This window comes from Thiogranum sp., assembly GCF_058323355.1.
This window is the reverse complement of record NZ_JBTTIO010000007.1, coordinates 33,040-51,030: the sequence shown is the minus strand read 5'-3', so window position 1 is coordinate 51,030 and position 17,991 is coordinate 33,040. Positions and strand designations below refer to the sequence as shown.

Genomic DNA, 17,991 nt, shown 5'->3' with positions numbered 1-17,991 from the left:
GCCCGGGTTGGCGGTCTGGTGGGCAGCGGTGAGTATCTTAGCGAATCTGTGTGGGGAAGTCAGACGGCAATTTTACGTCATGCCGGTGCAGGCCGGCATCCAGGGGTTTGTGTCTGGATGGATTCCGTCATTCGCCGGTGAGATGAAGGGAAAGCGTCTTTCAGACTGGATCGGGGTACATTTTACAAAAGGCTTCTGATACAATGGCTGGGATGTTTCCCGGGGCCGGCGGTAAATTGGCGGTTTCCGGGTTTTGCAGTGGGCCATAGGCCCATTTTTTGTTTGTGGTGGAAATGTATGCCGCGTGAATCAGCGGAACTACGCGCGCTCCTGGAGCCGGCGGTGACAGCACTGGGTTTTGAACTGGTCGGGGTGGAATTTATCCGCGCCAAACAGGGCGTGCTGCGGGTATACATCGATCGTGAGCAGGGCATTACGGTGGAAGACTGCAGGGCGGTCAGCCACCAGGTCAGCGGCATCCTCGACGTTGAGGATCCGATCCGTGGGCAGTACGCACTGGAAGTGTCGTCACCCGGACTGGACCGGCCGTTGTACCAGACAAAAGATTTTGAGCGTTTTGCCGGGCATGAGATTACCTTGCAACTCGCCGCTGCCGTTGACGGCCGGCGTAAATTCCAGGGCACCCTGATGGGCCTGAGAGACGGCCAGGTCGTGTTGCAGATGGGTGAGGAAGAGCTGGTTGTGGCGCCGGATGAAATAGACCGGGCACGGCTGGTTCCCGATTTTGATTCGCATCGTGTGGAGGGTGCGTAAATGAGTAAAGAAATTCTTCTGGTCGTGGATGCCGTCTCGAACGAGAAGGGCATCAGCAAGGAAATCATCTTCGGCGCGATCGAGGCTGCACTGGCGTCTGCGACCAAAAAATGCCACGAGGAAGACATCGAGGCACGTGTCGAGATCGATCGCAACACCGGGGACTACAAGACTTACCGGCGCTGGGAAGTGGTCGAGGAACACCCTGATACCGAAGCTGGCGAGGAAGATGAAGAGGAGGGGGGTTACCGCTACCCCAGCCGCCAGATCCTGCTGGAAGAGGCACGCAAGCAGAATCCGGATATCCAGGTTGGTGATTACGTCGAGGAAGAAATCGAATCTGTCGATTTCGGTCGTATCGGTGCGCAGACTGCCAAGCAGGTCATTGTGCAGAAAGTGCGCGAGGCCGAGCGCGCCCAGGTGGTCGATGCCTATAAAGACCGTGTCGGTGAACTGGTGACCGGTATCGTCAAGCGCGTCGAACGCGGCAATGTCTACCTGGATCTGGGCGGTAATGCTGAAGCCATAATTTACCGTGAGGAAATGATTCCGCGTGAGGCCGTGCGCCCCGGCGACCGTCTGCGCGGTTATCTGAAGGAAGTGCGCAGCGAGCAGCGCGGCCCGCAGTTGTTTGTCAGTCGCGTGGCGCCGGAATTTCTGGTGGAGCTGTTCAAGCTGGAGGTGCCGGAAGTCGGCCAGGACCTGATCGAGATTCTCGGCGCCGCTCGTGACCCGGGCATGCGCGCCAAGATCGCCGTGAAATCCAACGACCCGCGCATCGACCCGGTCGGCGCTTGTGTCGGTATGCGTGGTTCGCGCGTACAGACCGTGTCCACTGAACTTGCAGGTGAACGTGTTGATATTATCCTTTGGGATGAAAACCCGGCGCAGTTTGTCATCAATGCCATGTCGCCGGCCGAGGTTGTGTCGATTGTGGTCGACGAGGACAAGCACAGCATGGATGTCGCGGTGACCAACGAACAGCTGTCCCAGGCCATTGGCCGTGGCGGCCAGAATGTGCGCCTCGCCAGTCAGCTGACCGGCTGGGAACTGAACGTGATGGACGAGCAGCAGGCCGCGGAGAAATCCGAGGAAGAAATGAAACTGCTGACCAAAGTGTTCATGGATGACCTCGATGTCGATGAGGAAGTGGCGGCGATCCTGGTGCAGGAAGGTTTCTCGACCATCGAGGAAATCGCCTATGTGCCCAACAGCGAGCTGTTGCAGATCGAGGAATTCGAAGAGGATATCGTCGATGAGCTGCGCGGCCGCGCCCGCGATGTGCTGCTGACACGGGCAATCGCCAGCGAGGAAAATATCGGTGGCAGCCGCCCGGCAGATGACCTGCTGGAGATGGACGGTATGGACGAGGATCTGGCCTTTACCCTGGCGGGCAAGGGCATCGTTACTATGGAAGACCTGGCCGAACAGGCTGTCGATGACCTGATGGATATCGACGGCATGGATGAAGAACGCGCCGGAAAATTGATTATGACCGCTCGGGCCCCCTGGTTTGCGGAAGAAGAACAAGGGTAGCCGTCGAGGAGACGCTTTACGATGACCGACGTTACGGTACGACAGTTTGCACATGTAGTTGGCTTGCCCGTGGATCGCCTGTTGGCGCAACTGGGAGAAGCCGGCATGCAGATCAGCGACGCAGATGAAACCATCTCCGACAAGGAGAAAATGCAACTGCTGAGCTATTTGCGCAAGAGCCACGGGAAATCCGAAACGGCTGCAGAAGCCGCGCAACCGAAGAAGGTGACGCTGCGGCGCAAGATGCACACTGAATTGAAAACCGGTTCGACAGGGCGTGGCAGCACGGCCAGGACCGTCAGTGTCGAGGTACGCAAGAAACGCACTTATGTGAAGCGTGCCGAACTGGTCGCCGAGGAAGAAGACCGGCTCAAGCGGGAAGCCGAGGAAAAGGCGCGCCTGCTGGCCGAGCGTGAGGCGAAAATCCAGGCTGAGAAAGATGCCCTGCGTCGCGCCGAGGAAGAGGCACAGCGCAAGGTCGAGGAAGAACAAAAGCGCACCGAGGAAGCCCGTCGCAGGAAGGAAGAGGAAGCAGCGCGCAAGGCGAAAGAAGTCGAGGCCAAGGTGTCTGATGAAGCCCAGGCCCAGGCGCGTGCCGAACAGGAAGCACGCCAGCAGAAGGCCGAGAAAGAACGCAAGACCCGCCACCGTGAGCCGGCTGCTGATCAACACACCAAATATGGTCGTAAGGAACTGCACGTTGCCAAGGGCAAGGGTGGTCGACGCAAGAAGCCCAGTGGTCGGCGCGCCGGTGGTGTGGCTGTCAAGTCTTCCGGTGAACACGGGTTCGAACGTCCTACTGCACCGGTGGTGCGCGAGGTCGAGATTCCGGAAGCCATTTCGGTTGGTGACCTGGCGCAGAAACTTTCCATCAAGGCGACTGAGCTGATCAAGTCACTCATGAAGATGGGTGTTATGGCGACGATTAACCAGACGCTGGACCAGGATACCGCAGTGCTGCTGGTCGAGGAGCTTGGTCATATCGCCAAACAGGTTTCCGAGAACGACCTGGAAATCCAGATCGAGCAACAGGCTGCTGCCGAAGTGACAGGCGAGAAAGTGCCACGTCCACCGGTTGTGACCATCATGGGTCACGTCGATCATGGCAAAACTTCGTTGCTTGATTACATTCGCAGCACGCGGGTGGCCGCGGGCGAGGCGGGTGGCATTACCCAGCATATCGGCGCCTACCATGTCGAAACCGACAAGGGCACCATCAGTTTCCTCGATACCCCGGGCCATGCGGCGTTTACCGCCATGCGTGCCCGCGGTGCCCGGGTAACGGATATCGTTATTCTTGTGGTGGCGGCTGACGATGGCGTGATGCCGCAGACCATTGAGGCAATTGAGCACAGCAAGGCCGCCGGGGTACCGATGGTGGTGGCTGTCAACAAGATCGACAAACCGGAAGCGGACCCCGAGCGGGTTAAAACCGAACTGTCACAGAAGGGTGTTATCCCGGAAGACTGGGGCGGTGATACCCAGTTTATCGAGGTGTCGGCCAAGACCGGCCAGGGCATTGATGAACTGCTCGATGCTATCCTGTTACAGGCCGAACTGCTGGAACTGAAGGCCGTTGTGGACTGTCCCGCGCAGGGTGTGGTAATTGAGTCCGCGCTCGACAAGGGCCGCGGTCCGGTGGCGACTATCCTGATACAGAATGGTGTGTTGAAGAAAGGCGATACGCTGGTTACCGGTCACGAAATCGGGCGCGTGCGTGCGATGTTCGATGAGGCCGGCAAGCCCATCGACTCGGCGGGACCTTCCATGCCGGCCGTGGTGCTGGGACTGTCCGGTACACCGGCAGCCGGTGAAGATGCGCAGGTCATCAATGATGAGCGCAAGGCGCGTGAACTGGCCGAATTCCGCCAGACGAAACAGCGCGAAATGAAACTGGCGCGCCAGCAGCAGGCCAGGCTCGAAGACATGTTCAGTAGCATGAGCAAGGGCGAGAAGAAGGTACTCAATGTTGTCCTTAAGGCGGATGTGCAGGGCAGTGCCGAGGCATTGCGCGAGGCACTGACCAGGATCGTTACCGATGAAGTGACGGTTAATATCGTTTCATCCGGTGTTGGTGGTATTACCGAGACCGATGCCAACCTGGCGCTGGCAGCCAATGCCATCCTGATCGGTTTCAATGTGCGTGCCGACGCGTCGGCACGGCGTATTGTCGAAGAGAGCGATATCGACCTGCACTATTACAGTGTCATTTACGATGCGATCGATCATGTCAAGTCCGCGGTATCCGGCATGTTGTCGCCGGAAGTCACGGAAGAGATTATTGGTCTTGCCGAGGTGCGTGATGTATTCCGTGCGCCGAAGATCGGTGCGATTGCCGGCTGCATGGTGACCGAGGGTGTGGTGCGCCGCAGTGCACCGATCCGTGTCTTGCGTGACAATGTGGTTATCTTCGAAGGCGAGCTGGAATCACTGCGTCGTTTCAAGGATGACGTCAACGAGGTGCGCAGCGGCACCGAGTGCGGTATTGGTGTGAAGGGCTACAATGACGTCAAGCCCGGCGACCAGATCGAGGTCTTCGAGCGGACAGAGAGGGCGCGTACGGTCGATTGAGCCGGCCGTTTTGATCGCGCCAGGTTCCAGTAGCGGCGGTGAGCTTCCATGCCCAGAGATTTTCCCAGAACGCGCCGCGTTGGCGAACAGATCCAGCGCGAACTCGCGACCCTGATTCGTGACGAGGTGCGCGACCCACGTGTCGGTATGGTCAGCGTGTCGGCCGTTGAAGTGTCGCGCGACCTGTCTCACGCCAAGGTCTATGTGTCGACCCTTGGCGACCAGGATGAAATCACCGAGTCACTGAAAGCCCTGCAAGGCGCAGCGGGTTTCCTGCGCCACCTGCTCGGCCAGACACTCAAGATGCGGCACGTACCGCAACTCCATTTCAAACAGGATCACTCCCTTCGGGAAGGGGCTCGTCTGAGCGCGTTGATCGATTCTGCCGTCAAGGCCGATGCGAAACCCGACGACGAAACCGATCCGGACAACGATTGAGGAATATCAGGTTATGGGTCGACGCCGCGTACGAGGTCGGGACGTCAACGGCATTCTGTTGCTGGACAAACCGTCGGGGATTACTTCCAACGATGCCCTGCAACAGGTCAAACGTCTGTTTTTCGCCAAAAAGGCCGGCCATACCGGCAGCCTGGACCCGCTGGCGTCCGGCGTATTGCCGATTTGCCTGGGTGAAGCCACCAAGGTATCGGCGTTTTTGCTGGATGCCGACAAGCGCTATGAAGTGCGTTGTCAATTGGGCGTGAAGACCACCACCGCGGATGCGGAAGGTGAAGTGATCAGTACCCGCCCGGTGGAACATTACAGCGATGCACAGATTGAAGCGGTGCTGGAACAGTTCCGCGGCGCCATTGAGCAGATCCCGCCCATGTACTCGGCACTCAAGCACGAGGGGCAGCGGTTGTACAAACTGGCCCGGCAGGGTGTTGAGGTGGAGCGCGCCCCGCGCCCCGTAGATATCCACGAACTCACCCTGACCGGGCGCGGCGAAGACTGGCTGGATATCGCTGTGCACTGCTCAAAAGGCACCTATGTCCGTACACTGGTCGAGGATATCGGCGAGCAGCTGGGCTGCGGTGCGCACGTTTCAGCACTGCGCCGCACGTCGGTTGGCCCCTATGGTGACGACAAGCTCGTCACCCTGGAGCAGCTCGAAGCCATCAAGGAGCAGGACAAGCGTGCCACCGATGATCTGCTACTGCCTATCGAAACCGCGCTAACCCAATGGCCGAACGTGAATTTATCTGCTGACGCCGCCTTTTACCTGCGCCAGGGGCAGGCCGTCCTGGTGCCGCGCGCGCCCACCAGCGGCTGGGTGCGGCTGTACGAGGGCGAGCATACCTTCCTCGGTATGGGCGAAATTCTCGACGACGGCCGGGTGGCGCCGCGCCGGATGATGAAAGGTGCCTAAGCTGTTGAGCGAAATGGCACAGGCAGGTAAACTACGCCGCTTGCGTCTGGCCTGTTCGCTGGATGCATAACCTGACTTACATTTGGAGCAAAGCATGGCTTTATCAACCGAACAGAAACAACAGATTGTCAGTGATTACCAGCGTGCGCCGGGCGATACCGGTTCACCCGAAGTACAGGTAGCGCTGCTGACAGCGAACATCCAGGAACTGACATCCCATTTTCAGGAACACAAGCATGACCACCATTCCCGCCAGGGTCTGTTGCGCATGGTCAGCAACCGCCGCAAGTTGCTCGATTACCTCAAGGGCAAGGACGTCAGTCGTTACCAGGACCTGATTGGTCGCCTGGGTCTGCGTCGCTGATTTTTTCTTCTTTAGTATTCAATCAAACAGCTGTAGCCATCAGTTAAGGACTAGCCAGTGAATCCGATCAAGAAATCGTTCCAGTACGGCGACCATACCGTGACCTTTGAAACCGGCGAGATTGCCCGCCAGGCCAGTGGCGCCGTCATGGTCAGCATGGGAGAGACCGTCGTATTTGTTACCGTGGTGGGTTTGAAACGCGGTTCGGAAGGCCGGGACTTCTTCCCGCTGACCGTGGATTACCAGGAACGCACCTACGCCGCCGGGCAGATCCCGGGCGGCTTTTTCCGTCGCGAAGGGCGACCAAGCGAGAATGAGACACTGTTGTGTCGCTTGATCGATCGTCCGATTCGCCCGTTGTTCCCGAAGGGTTTCACCAACGAAGTTCAGATCATCGCCACGGTGATGTCACTGGACCCCGAGATCGATCCTGACATTCCTGCCCTGCTTGGCGCTTCCGCGGCCTGCTCGATTTCCGGTCTGCCGTTTGCCGGTCCGGTCGGTGCAGCGCGTGTTGGCTACATCAACGATGAATACGTCCTGAACCCGACACACAGCCAGCTGGAAGATTCCAGGCTGGACCTGGTCGTTGCCGGCACCTCCAGGGCCGTGCTGATGGTCGAGTCCGAAGCGAAGGAACTGCCGGAAGACGTTATGCTCGGTTCTGTTGTATACGGACACGAACAGATGCAGTCTGCCATCAGCGCCATCAGCGAACTGGCTGCCGAAGTGAATGCCCCGGCCTGGGAATGGTCAGCACCTGAAGCTGATGAAACACTGGCGAAGCGGGTTGCCGATGCCAGCGAGGCGGCATTCGGTGAGGCGTACCAGATTGCCGACAAGCAGGATCGCTATGCACGGCTGGATGCCATTCGTACAGAAACGATTGAAAAACTCGCCAGCGATGATGAAGGTGGCCACAGCGCCGAGGATATCCGCGGTGCGATGGACAAGCTGGAAAAACGCATTGTCCGCAGCCGTATCATCGAGGGTAACCCACGCATCGACGGCCGTGATACCAAAACGGTTCGTCCGATTACCATCCGCACCGGCGTGCTGCCGCGCGTTCACGGTTCTGCGCTGTTCACGCGTGGTGAAACCCAGGCGCTGGTGGTTACCACGCTGGGTACCGAGCGTGATGCGCAGATCATCGATGCCCTGCAGGGTTCGTACCGTGAACACTTCATGCTGCACTACAACTTCCCGCCCTACTGCGTCGGTGAAACCGGCCGTGTCGGCAGTCCCAAGCGTCGCGAGATCGGTCACGGTCGTCTTGCCAAGCGGGGCCTGCTGGCAGTGATGCCTTCGGTCGAGGACTTCCCCTATACCATTCGCGTGGTGTCGGAAATCACCGAGTCAAACGGTTCCAGCTCCATGGCCAGTGTGTGCGGCAGCAGCCTGTCTATGATGGACGCGGGTGTACCGTTGAAGGCCCCCGTGGCGGGCGTGGCGATGGGTCTGATCAAGGAAGGCGATAACTTCGCTGTACTGACCGATATCATGGGCGACGAGGACCACCTCGGCGACATGGACTTCAAGGTGGCCGGTACCGAAAAGGGTGTGAATGCCCTGCAGATGGACATCAAGATTGATGGCATCACCAAAGAGATCATGGAGCAGGCACTTAACCAGGCACAGGATGCCCGCCTGCACATTCTCAAGGAAATGAACAGTGCCATCAGTACCGCGCGTGAAGAAATGTCGGCCTATGCACCGCGTTACATCACCATGAAGATCAACCCGGACCGCATCCGCGACGTGATCGGTAAGGGCGGGGCGACGATTCGTGCGCTGACCGAGGAAACCGGTGCCAGCGTCGATATCGATGACAGTGGTACGGTCAAGATTGCTTCCGTGGATCACGCGGCTGGCGAAGAGTGCAAGCGCCGCATCGAGCAGTTGACAGCCGATGTTGAAGTCGGACACGTATACGAAGGCAAGGTTGCCAAGCTGATGGACTTTGGCGCTTTCGTGACCATCCTGCCGGGCAAGGACGGACTGGTACACATCTCCCAGATCAGTGACGAGCGTGTCGAAAAGGTCAGCGACAAGTTGTCCGAGGGCGACACCATCAAGGTCAAGGTGCTGGAAGTCGACAAGCAGGGCCGTATTCGCCTCAGTATGAAGGCGGTGTGAAGTAAAAAAGGGCCGTAAGGCCCTTTTTTACTGGATTCCGGCATTCGCCGGAATGATGAAGCGTTAGTTCAGCAGCGAGCCGTCCAGCATGCTGTAGAAGTTGTCCAGGCCGTCATCATACTCAACCTGCATCAGGCCATTATCGGACTTCTTGCCGATGTTCTGCTTGTGCCACACCAGTTTTCCGGTGCTGGAGTCATAGACCCGCAGCAGTCCACCCTTGCAGCCCACGGCCACGCGGGTACTGTCCGGTGAGATGTCCGTGACACAACGCTTGCCTTCGGTCATGGAGTCAGTGATTTCCAGTTCGGTCCGTTCACCGGTGGTGGTGCTCAGCAGCACCACCTTGTCTGCCTTGCCGTAGGAGCGGGGCAGGCCGTCGTCGCCGAAGGTAATCAGTGAGCGCCTGGGCATCACAATGGCAAAGAACTTCAGGTCAGGTGAAACGCGGACACTGGAAATACGGCGTGGCTTCTTCGCGTCGCCACTGGCCCATTTCAGGGTGTGCTCCTTGCCGGATTCGATATCATAGACATTGCGCAGGGAGATCAATTGCTTGCCGTCCTTGCTGAACTGCAGGGAACTGAACTGGCGCGGAATCATGAAATCGCTGCCGGAATAGCTTTCGACAACATGGCGCTCGTCGGTATCGGTATCAATAACAGCGAACTGGTCGCGGCCGACGAATGCCACGCGATTACCGGCATCTGTGATACCCAGCGCGTAGACGCCCGCATCAATATGTTCGATGGTGTGGGTGATGGTGAATTTTTCCAGGTCCATCACGTGCAGGTCGGAGTTGTACTCGAAGGCAACCTGCTGGTCCTTGTCGTTGGTACGCGCGGTGCAGGTATTCACCACGATAGCGGCGAACTTGCCATTGTTGGATGGCACAATCGGACCGACATAGTCATGGAAGCCGGTCTTCGGGTCGCAGTTGCCGTTCTTGCCCTTGACCTTTGACAGCTCGATGCGCGCCGGTTGTTTGCCCGAGAAGTCCATATAGCCACCGATGAACCCGGGCAGCTGTGTCTTCTGGTTGCTACCCATAACGCCCAGTGAACTCGGGATCAGCAATACCTTGCCGTTCGGATAGGAGCCGGTCATCACCACATCCTTGAAGTTGCTGATACCCCAGCGACGGTTGCCTACCCGGCCATACTTGTCGCCAAACAACATATCCAGATCCTTGCGGTCGCCCAGGGCTTCCACCAGTGCGCCACTGCTGGCATCCCAGATTTTGATGCCGCCGGTATGTTCCACCTTGTCGGCGAGTGTGTAGCCGCCGGCACCACCCGTAATAAGATGTTTGCCGTCTTCAGTGAAGTGGATCGAATAGATATCGGCTTCGGATGCATGGCTTGCGCCGGACAGCAGCGCCAGACTCAACGCGGTTGTCTTGATCAGCTTCGAACGTGTCATAGGGGTTTGGCCTCGGTTAAAATTTCCAGTTCTGTGCGCCAAGGTATTGACGAATCAGTCTGGGTGAGGTATCGGCATGACCTGTGTCAGCTTGAGGAAAGTGTTGTGGTTATCAGTTGCTTAGCCACTTATCGGGCTTGTTCGTCCATTAATTAAACTTATATTAAACTTATTTAAACAAGGGGATATAAAACGAACTTAAAAAGGAACTTTATGTTGGTATCTGGCGCTGACAGCTTGTCAACACTACGCAACAGGGTCAGGTTTCGAGCAAAAAGAAGTACATCAGAAATTACTTATAATGCACTGAAGTGGTGCGAAAAAAGCGTCAGTTCATCGCCTCTCATCCGGGTTGAACCAGCCAGTCACACGCTGGTCCAGCCAGTAGCGGGGACACAGAGGCAGCCGGCCTGAAACAAACCCGACATGTCAGGCAAGCAGGCGTTGAATGGTGGTGCGCAGTGTGTCGACGTTGAAGGGCTTGTCGAAAATGGCCGAAACACCGCTTTGCTCGACACCGGCCAGTCGGGTCTTGTCTGTTTCAGAGGTGACCATTAATACCGGCACGCTCTGCTGGCTGCTTTCCTTGCGGATGAACTGGCTGAGTTGCTCGCCATCCATTTCCGGCATGTTGTAGTCGGTAACAATCAGGTCAAAGAATTCCTGCTCGATATGTTCCACGGCCTGCCTGCCATTTTCCGCTTCGCTGATTTTTTCGACGCCCATTTTCTCCAGCATCTGGCGGATGATGCGTCGTGAGGTGAAGCTGTCGTCGACGATCAACACGTTCATCTCTTCCGGTGTGATGTGCTCCAGTTCCAGTGGTTCAGGTTCAAGAAACTCCAGCGCCGCAAACAACGAGGCGCGCAGTTGATCCTGCGAGCAGGGTTTGGGCAGCATGGCGACCACGCCGGCCTGACGCAGCGGTTCCAGGTAGCGTATGCCGGTTTCGCTGGAGACCAGCATGAAGGCAACATCGAGCAGCCGCTCATCCGCACGCATGCGCTGAACCAGTTCCGTGCCTGTCATGTCGGGCAGGTGCATGGTGCTGATCACCAGGTCCGGGATGCTTTCCTGCATTAATGCCAGTGCAGACTTTCCATCCTGTGCCCGGCGCACAGCCGGTGCGCCCAGCGCCGTGAGATAGCCCTCGATAATCCTGTGCTGGGTGGTCGAAGGTTCAACCAGCAGAACTTCCAGTTGTTGTATCGATAATTGACTCATTGGTGGGCCCGGTTGGTAATCAGTTCCTTGACCACTCCCGGGTCGGCGAGTGTACTGGTGTCGCCGAGGGTATCGATTTCATTCGCGGCAATCTTGCGCAGGATGCGGCGCATGATTTTGCCGGAGCGGGTCTTGGGCAGTGCGGGTGCCCACTGCAGCACATCGATGGTGGCAATCGGGCCAATTTCGTTGCGTACCATTTTGATCAGTTCGGTTCTGAGTTCATCACTCGGTTCCACACCCTTGACCAGCGTGACAAAGGCATAGATACCCTGTCCCTTGATATCGTGCGGGTAGCCTACGACGGCGGCCTCGGCAACAGCTTCGTGCAGGACCAGCGCACTTTCCAGTTCTGCCGTCCCCAGCCTGTGCCCTGAAACATTGAGTACATCGTCCACGCGCCCGGTGATCCAGTAATAACCGTCCTTGTCGCGACGTGCACCGTCGCCGGTGAAATACATGCCCGGGTAAGTCGAGAAATAGGTTTCCCTGAAGCGTTTGTGATCACCGTACACGGTGCGCATCATGGCCGGCCAGGGACGGGTGATCACCAGGTTGCCCTCGGCTTCGCCTTCCAGCACATGGCCTTCATTGTCGACCAGGGCTGGTGCCACACCAAAGAAGGGCAGGGTTGCTGAACCGGGTTTGGTGGCAATCGCGCCGGGCAGCGGTGTGATCATGTGGCCGCCGGTTTCCGTCTGCCACCAGGTGTCGACAATCGGGCAGCGGCCTTCGCCGACAACCTGGCTGTACCATTCCCAGGCTTCCGGGTTAATGGGTTCGCCAACGGTGCCGAGCAGTCGCAGGCTGCTGCGCCTTGTTTTTTTAACCGGTCCTTCACCTTCGCGCATCAATGCACGGATCGCGGTCGGCGCTGTGTAGAAGGTGGCCACTTCGTGCTTGTCGCACACCTGCCAGAAACGCGAGGCATCCGGCCAGGTGGGGATGCCTTCGAACATCAGTGTCTTTGCACCGTTCGCCAGCGGGCCATAGACAATGTAGGTGTGCCCGGTGATCCAGCCGACGTCCGCAGTACACCAGTAGGTCTCGCCGTCCTGGTAGTCAAATACATATTTATGAGTCATGGCGGCATATAACAGGTAGCCGCCGGTGGTGTGCAGTACGCCCTTGGGTTTTCCGGTCGAGCCGGAAGTATAGAGAATGAACAACGGGTCTTCGGCAGACATGTGTTCCGGTTCGCAGCTGGCGTCGACGGTTTTCGCGATCTCGTGCAGCCACACGTCGCGCTCGTCGTGCCAGTGAATGTCGCCACCGGTGCGTCGCACGACAACAACCGTGTGCACATTCGGGCAGTTTTCCAGCGCCTTGTCCGTATTGGCCTTGAGCGGGATGACCTTGCCGCCGCGCACGCCTTCATCGGCGGTAATCACCACGCGGCAGTCCGAGTCGAGGATGCGGTCCTTGATGGATTCCGGCGAGAAGCCACCGAATACCACTGAGTGCACGGCGCCGATACGTGCGCAGGCCAGCATGGCGTAGGCGGCCTCGGGGATCATGGGCATATAGATGCACACCCGGTCGCCTTTTTTCACGCCACGTTTTTTCAGTACATTGGAGAAGCGGCAGACTTCGCGGTGCAGTTCGTTATAGGTGATGCACTTGTCCCGGGCCGGGTCATCACCTTCCCAGACAATGGCGGTCTGTTCACCGCGTGTTTCCAGGTGCCGGTCGATGCAGTTGTAGCTGGCATTCAGCTCGGCACCGGCAAACCACTCGATGTGCGGTTCATTGAAGTCCCAGTCGAGTACCTTGTCCCACGGTTTGTACCAGCTGATAAAGCGCTCCGCCTGCTGGCCCCAGAATCCGTCCGGGTCGTCGATGGAGCGCTGGTACATCTCGCGATACTGTGTTGCGTTGATATGCGCGCTGGCAGCAAAGGCGGGTGGCACCGGGTAGAGCTTTTCCTCTGACATCCACGAACTCCTTGTTGTTCAGATTCAGGGCATTGTACGGACAATCGGGAAGCAGTATCAATCGGCTTCGATGGCGCGCTGTTGCGGCAGGGCGTGGGTGTCCCAGACGGTGACTGCCCATTGCAGGAAGCTGGCGGGCGATTCGCGTTCCCGTTCGGCGGGCACCTCGTGGCCCAGAAAGCGCAGTGCTCGCGCCAGTTGTGTTGTGGGTTGTCTGCGGTCGAGCGGTCGGGCAAAGGTTTGTTTGCTGAGCTTGGCGCCATCTGCTTTTACTGCAATCGGCAAATGCAGGTAGGCGGGGGTTGGTATATCCAGCACGTGTTGCAGTCCAATCTGGCGGCAAGTGGAATCCAGCAGGTCAACGCCACGCACGATATCGGTGATGCCCTGGCAGGCATCGTCGACCACGACGGCCAGCTGGTAGGCGAACAGGCCATCGGCACGACGCAGAATAAAATCACCGACCTGTTGCTCGAGGTTTTCCTGAACGGGGCCCTGCAGACGATCGATAAACCGTGTGGTGATACCGTCAACGCGCAGGCGTACCGAACGCGCTTCACGTCCGGGCGGCAGTCCGTTGCGGCAGGTGCCCGGGTAGACGCCGCCGGGCGTGCCGGTTGCACGAATTTCGCGACGGGTGCAGCCACAGGGGTAGGCGCGTCCCTGTTCGAGCAGCCGATCGAGCGCTGACTGGTAGGCTTCGTGACGCCGGCTCTGGTACATGACTTCATCATCATGCAGCAGCGCAAACGCCTCCAGCGTGCACAGGATATCGTCAGCCGCGCCTGGTACTTCCCGCGGCGGGTCGAGGTCTTCCATGCGTACCAGCCAGCGCCCGCCGCGGGCACGGGCATCAAGGTAACTGCCCAGTGCGGCAACCAGCGAACCGAAATGCAGCGGGCCGGTGGGCGAGGGTGCGAAGCGGCCAGTATAACGGGTGTCCGGCATGGGCAACAGTTTACCAGGCTAACCCTGCGGGTTGACGCGTCCTAGCTGTGCTGTTTCTCGCGGATCTCGTCGAGCGTCTTGCAGTCGATGCAGAGCGTGGCGGTAGGGCGTGCCTCAAGCCGGCGAATGCCGATCTCGATGCCGCAGGCCTCGCAATAGCCGTATTCATCATTTTCGAGGTGCATCAGCGCTTCGTCGATCTTTTTGATCAGCTTGCGTTCGCGATCCCGCGCGCGCAGTTCCATGCTGAACTCCGATTCCTGCGTGGCACGGTCATTCGGGTCGGGGAAGTTGGCCGCTTCGTCCTGCATATGGTGCACGGTGCGATCCACTTCTTCCATCAGGTCATGCTTCCAGGCATTGAGGATCTTGCGGAAGTGTTTGACCTGTTCCTCGCTCATGTATTCCTCGCCCTTCTTTTCCATATAGGGGGCGATGCCGGGTACCGGGCCGGCGTGGGCGGAGAGTGGAGCGGGGGCCGGCTTGTGTGGCGATTTCTTTTTCGGTGCCCGCGTCTTCGGTGTACTGGCGGCAGCCGGTTTCCTTGTGGCGGCTTTCTTTGCAGCCGCTTTTTTTGCTGGCGCCTTTTTGGCGGCAGACTTCCTGGCGGGTGCCTTTTTCGCCACGGCTTTCTTCGCCACGGCCTTTTTCTTTACCGGTGTTTTTTTCGCCGCAGTTTTCTTTGCAACGGTTTTTTTCTTTGCAACGGTCTTTTTGGCGGCAGCTTTTTTCTTTGCCGGCGTCTTTTTGGCGGCTACTTTTTTCCTGGTTGCCGGTTTCTTCGCGGCAATTTTTTTCTTTGCTTTCGCTTTCGCAGCCTTTTTCTTGGCAGCCATGCAACTTCTCCAAATTAAAACAAGCGATGCTCTATATCAAAAACCCGGAACAAGGGCAAGCATTTATTGGCCGGCCCAACCAAGTGGCGTAGTTTCCGGCTGTGCATCGGCGGAGTCAAGCACGAATCGAAAGTGTCGGGTCATTGAGGCTTGTTGCGGGTTTCGGCAGTGCGGTAGGCTAGACGGATTTAACGTCAGGAAAAACTTTATGAGTCGCTTAACAACCTTGCTGTTTGATGTTGATGGAACGCTGGCGGATACGGAGGAAATCCATCGCCAGTCCTTCAACAAGGCATTCCGGCAGGCCGGCCTCGACTGGGAGTGGTCGCAGACCCTGTATGGTGAATTGCTGGCGGTCACCGGTGGCAAGGAGCGCATCAGGCACTTCCTGGCAACGCACCTGCCTGACTTCGAGCCACCCCTGAATCTCGACGAATACGTGGCCGGCCTGCACGCCGCCAAGACGGATATCTATACCCGTACCATGGCGGCCGGTGAGTTGCCGTTGCGTCCAGGCGTACTGCGCCTGCTCAGGGAAGCGCGTGAAGCAGGTCTGCGGCTGGGCATTGCAACGACCACCACACCGGCCAATGTTACCGCCTTGTTGCAGTACAGCGTTTCGCCCGGGGCGGTCGACTGGTTTGACGTGATTGCCGCCGGCGCCGTGGTGCCGGCCAAGAAACCGGCGCCGGACATCTACCACTATGCCATGCAGGCCATGGACGTCAGCCCGGATGAATGCCTGGCGCTGGAGGATTCGGCCAATGGTCTGCGCGCCGCGCGCGATGCCGGGCTTGAAACCCTGATCACCACCAATGAATATACCCTGGATCACGATTTCACCGGCGCCGCAATGGTGGTAGATACGCTGGGTGAGCCGGATGCGCCCATGACCGTGCTGTCCGGTATGGTATGCGATAAACCCTGCGTCGATATCGAATGCCTGCACAAGTTGCATGCGGCAACCCGGAGAGAGGCCGGCTGAGTGACCGCGCGGCGTATTGAATCCATCACGCCGTTTCATGTCATGGCGTTGCTGGCGCGAGCGCGCGAACTGGAAGCACAGGGCCGTACTATTGTTCACATGGAGATCGGTGAGCCGGATTTCTCCACCCCGCAACCGATTATCGATGCCGGCATTCGCGCCCTGCAGGAAGGTCGCACCCACTACACGCCGGCCGTCGGGCTGCGTGAATTACGCGAAGCCATAGCCAACGATTACCGGGAGCACGATGGCCTGGAGATTGACCCGCGGTGCATTATTGTGACACCCGGTGCATCCGGCGCCCTGCAACTGCTACTGGCGCTGCTGGTAGACCCCGGCAGTGAAGTGTTGATGACCGACCCGGGTTACCCCTGCAACAGCAACTTCGTGCGCCTGTTCGATGCCCGGCCGGTGCGCGTGCCGGTTGGCGCAGACCAGCATTACCAGCTCGATGCTGCCAGCATCGAAACCCACTGGAATGACAAAACCTGCTGCGCCCTGATCGCCAGCCCGTCCAACCCCACCGGCACCCTCATCACGCCGGAGCGCCTGGAGGCGCTGCACAAGGCCGTGCGCGCCCGTGGTGGCAGCCTCATCGTGGATGAAATCTACCAGGGGCTGAGCTACGGCGAGCGGCCCCGTTCGGCACTGGCGCTGGCTGATGACCTGTTCGTGATCAACAGCTTTTCCAAGTTCCAGGGTATGACCGGTTGGCGCCTCGGCTGGCTGGTTGCGCCCGAGGCCCACATTGATGCCCTCGATGCACTGGCGCAGAACCTGTTTCTTGCCGCGCCCACGCTGGCCCAGTACGCCGCACTGGCGGCTTACACGGATGAGGCGCAGGCCATCATCGAGTCACGCCGCCAGGCCTTCCAGGCGAGACGAAATTACCTGCTGCCGGCGCTGACCGAACTGGGCTTCGATATCCCGGTGCAACCGCAGGGCGCCTTTTACCTCTACGCCAACTGCGAACGCTTTACCGATGACAGTTTTGCTTTTACACGCGACCTGCTGGAGCAGGCCGGCGTTGCCATCACCCCCGGCATCGATTTCGGTGACTGGAAAGCGCAACAGCATGTGCGTTTCGCCTATACAACCGATATGGAAAGTCTGAAGCTCGGTGTCGAGCGTATTGCGGGATACATAAAGCAGCAATGAAAGATCTGTTCAATGGTCCGCGTTATCTGCTCGAAGGCGCTTCACTGTTAATGCGCCCGAAACTGCGTCGCTTCGTTATCATCCCGTTGCTCATTAATTTATTGCTGTTTGGCGGTCTTCTCGCCTGGGCATATAGCTGGGTCGATGATACGACGCAGTGGTTACTGTCACGCCTGCCTTCCTGGTTGCACTGGCTGAGCTTCATTATCCTTCCACTGTTCTGGGCAACCAGTCTGGTTGTAATCTTCTATAGCTTCTCGGTGGTCGCCAATCTCATTGGCGCACCGTTCAACGGCCTGCTGGCGGAAGCCGTGGAGGCCCACCTGACGGGCAAGACATTTGAGTCAAACTGGCGTGATGTGGTGCGCGACATTCCACCGGCCGTGCTTTCTGAAATACGCAAGCTGCTGTACTACCTGCTGCGCGTGATCCCGTTGTTTATCCTGTTATGGGTTCCGCTGCTCAACCTGCCTGCAACGGTGGTGTGGGTGCTGTTCGGGGCGTGGATGATGACAGTACAGTACATCGACTTCCCGATGGGCAATCACCGGCTGTTCTTCACCGAGCAACGGGCGCGGCTGCGCAAGCGGCCGTTGCTGGCGTGGAGTTTCGGCGGGCTGGTGATGGTTTGCACGCTGATCCCGGTGGTGAACTTTATTGTGATGCCGGCGGCAGTGGCGGGGGCGACGGTGATGTGGGTTCGGGAGGAGGGGCTTCGTTCGAGTGGTTGATTT

The 17,991-nt window shown here is 58.4% G+C and carries 15 protein-coding genes; 10 read left to right on the top strand and 5 right to left on the bottom strand.

What is annotated here, in order from left to right; genetic code table 11:
• Positions 1–297: 297 nt before the first annotated feature.
• The 7 genes from rimP (at position 298) to pnp (ending at position 8,750) form a co-directional block, all read left to right on the top strand.
• The gene (gene rimP, locus ACW81B_RS01785; RefSeq protein ID WP_491578483.1) at positions 298–774 is read left to right on the top strand and encodes a ribosome maturation factor RimP; all 477 of its coding nucleotides are present in this window, start codon (positions 298–300) and stop codon (positions 772–774) included.
• Positions 775–2,310, top strand: a complete 1,536-nt coding sequence (gene nusA, locus ACW81B_RS01780) for a transcription termination factor NusA (RefSeq protein WP_491578482.1) — start codon at positions 775–777, stop codon at positions 2,308–2,310.
• Between the two features lie 21 nt (positions 2,311–2,331).
• Entirely contained in the window at positions 2,332–4,881 is a 2,550-nt protein-coding gene (gene infB / locus ACW81B_RS01775; RefSeq protein WP_491578481.1) for a translation initiation factor IF-2, read from the top strand.
• Positions 4,882–4,929: 48 nt separating this feature from the next.
• Entirely contained in the window at positions 4,930–5,319 is a 390-nt protein-coding gene (gene rbfA, locus ACW81B_RS01770) for a 30S ribosome-binding factor RbfA (protein WP_491578480.1), read from the top strand.
• 13 nt (positions 5,320–5,332) lie between these two features.
• Complete coding sequence (gene truB, locus ACW81B_RS01765) at positions 5,333–6,250, top strand: tRNA pseudouridine(55) synthase TruB (protein WP_491578479.1); 918 nt, start codon at positions 5,333–5,335, stop codon at positions 6,248–6,250.
• 94 nt (positions 6,251–6,344) lie between these two features.
• Positions 6,345–6,614, top strand: a complete 270-nt coding sequence (gene rpsO, locus ACW81B_RS01760; protein WP_491578478.1) for a 30S ribosomal protein S15 — start codon at positions 6,345–6,347, stop codon at positions 6,612–6,614.
• A 57-nt stretch (positions 6,615–6,671) separates the two neighbouring features.
• On the top strand, positions 6,672–8,750 hold the full coding sequence (gene pnp, locus ACW81B_RS01755; RefSeq protein WP_491578477.1) for a polyribonucleotide nucleotidyltransferase: 2,079 nt from the start codon (positions 6,672–6,674) through the stop codon (positions 8,748–8,750).
• 63 nt (positions 8,751–8,813) lie between these two features.
• Here pnp and ACW81B_RS01750 read toward each other — a convergent pair whose 3' ends face one another.
• From ACW81B_RS01750 to dksA, 5 genes are all read right to left on the bottom strand, one after another.
• A complete protein-coding gene (locus ACW81B_RS01750) occupies positions 8,814–10,172 on the bottom strand; it encodes a WD40 repeat domain-containing protein (protein WP_491578476.1) in 1,359 nt (452 codons plus the stop codon).
• Positions 10,173–10,601: 429 nt separating this feature from the next.
• A complete protein-coding gene (locus ACW81B_RS01745) occupies positions 10,602–11,396 on the bottom strand; it encodes a response regulator (protein WP_491578475.1) in 795 nt (264 codons plus the stop codon).
• A complete protein-coding gene (gene acs, locus ACW81B_RS01740; protein ID WP_491578474.1) occupies positions 11,393–13,330 on the bottom strand; it encodes an acetate--CoA ligase in 1,938 nt (645 codons plus the stop codon). Before acs ends, ACW81B_RS01745 begins: the two co-directional genes overlap by 4 nt.
• Before the next feature lie 57 nt (positions 13,331–13,387).
• Positions 13,388–14,278, bottom strand: coding sequence for a tRNA glutamyl-Q(34) synthetase GluQRS (gluQRS, locus tag ACW81B_RS01735; protein ID WP_491578473.1), 891 nt, complete (start codon positions 14,276–14,278; stop codon positions 13,388–13,390).
• A gap of 41 nt (positions 14,279–14,319) precedes the next feature.
• Positions 14,320–15,114 carry an RNA polymerase-binding protein DksA gene (gene dksA / locus ACW81B_RS01730; protein ID WP_491578472.1) on the bottom strand — a complete coding sequence of 265 codons (795 nt, stop codon included), beginning with the start codon at positions 15,112–15,114 and terminating at the stop codon, positions 14,320–14,322.
• 208 nt (positions 15,115–15,322) lie between these two features.
• Between dksA and ACW81B_RS01725 the strand changes: the two genes are divergently transcribed.
• From ACW81B_RS01725 to cysZ, 3 genes are read left to right on the top strand one after another with little or no spacing between them, the layout of a single operon-like run.
• Positions 15,323–16,099: an HAD family hydrolase gene (locus ACW81B_RS01725; RefSeq protein WP_491578471.1), complete on the top strand. Its 777-nt coding sequence runs from the start codon at positions 15,323–15,325 to the stop codon at positions 16,097–16,099.
• Positions 16,100–17,257, top strand: a complete 1,158-nt coding sequence (locus tag ACW81B_RS01720) for a pyridoxal phosphate-dependent aminotransferase (RefSeq protein ID WP_491578470.1) — start codon at positions 16,100–16,102, stop codon at positions 17,255–17,257.
• Positions 17,254–17,988, top strand: coding sequence for a sulfate transporter CysZ (gene cysZ, locus ACW81B_RS01715; RefSeq protein ID WP_491578469.1), 735 nt, complete (start codon positions 17,254–17,256; stop codon positions 17,986–17,988). The genes ACW81B_RS01720 and cysZ overlap by 4 nt, the downstream gene beginning before the upstream one ends.
• The last annotated feature ends 3 nt before the right edge of the window (positions 17,989–17,991 follow it).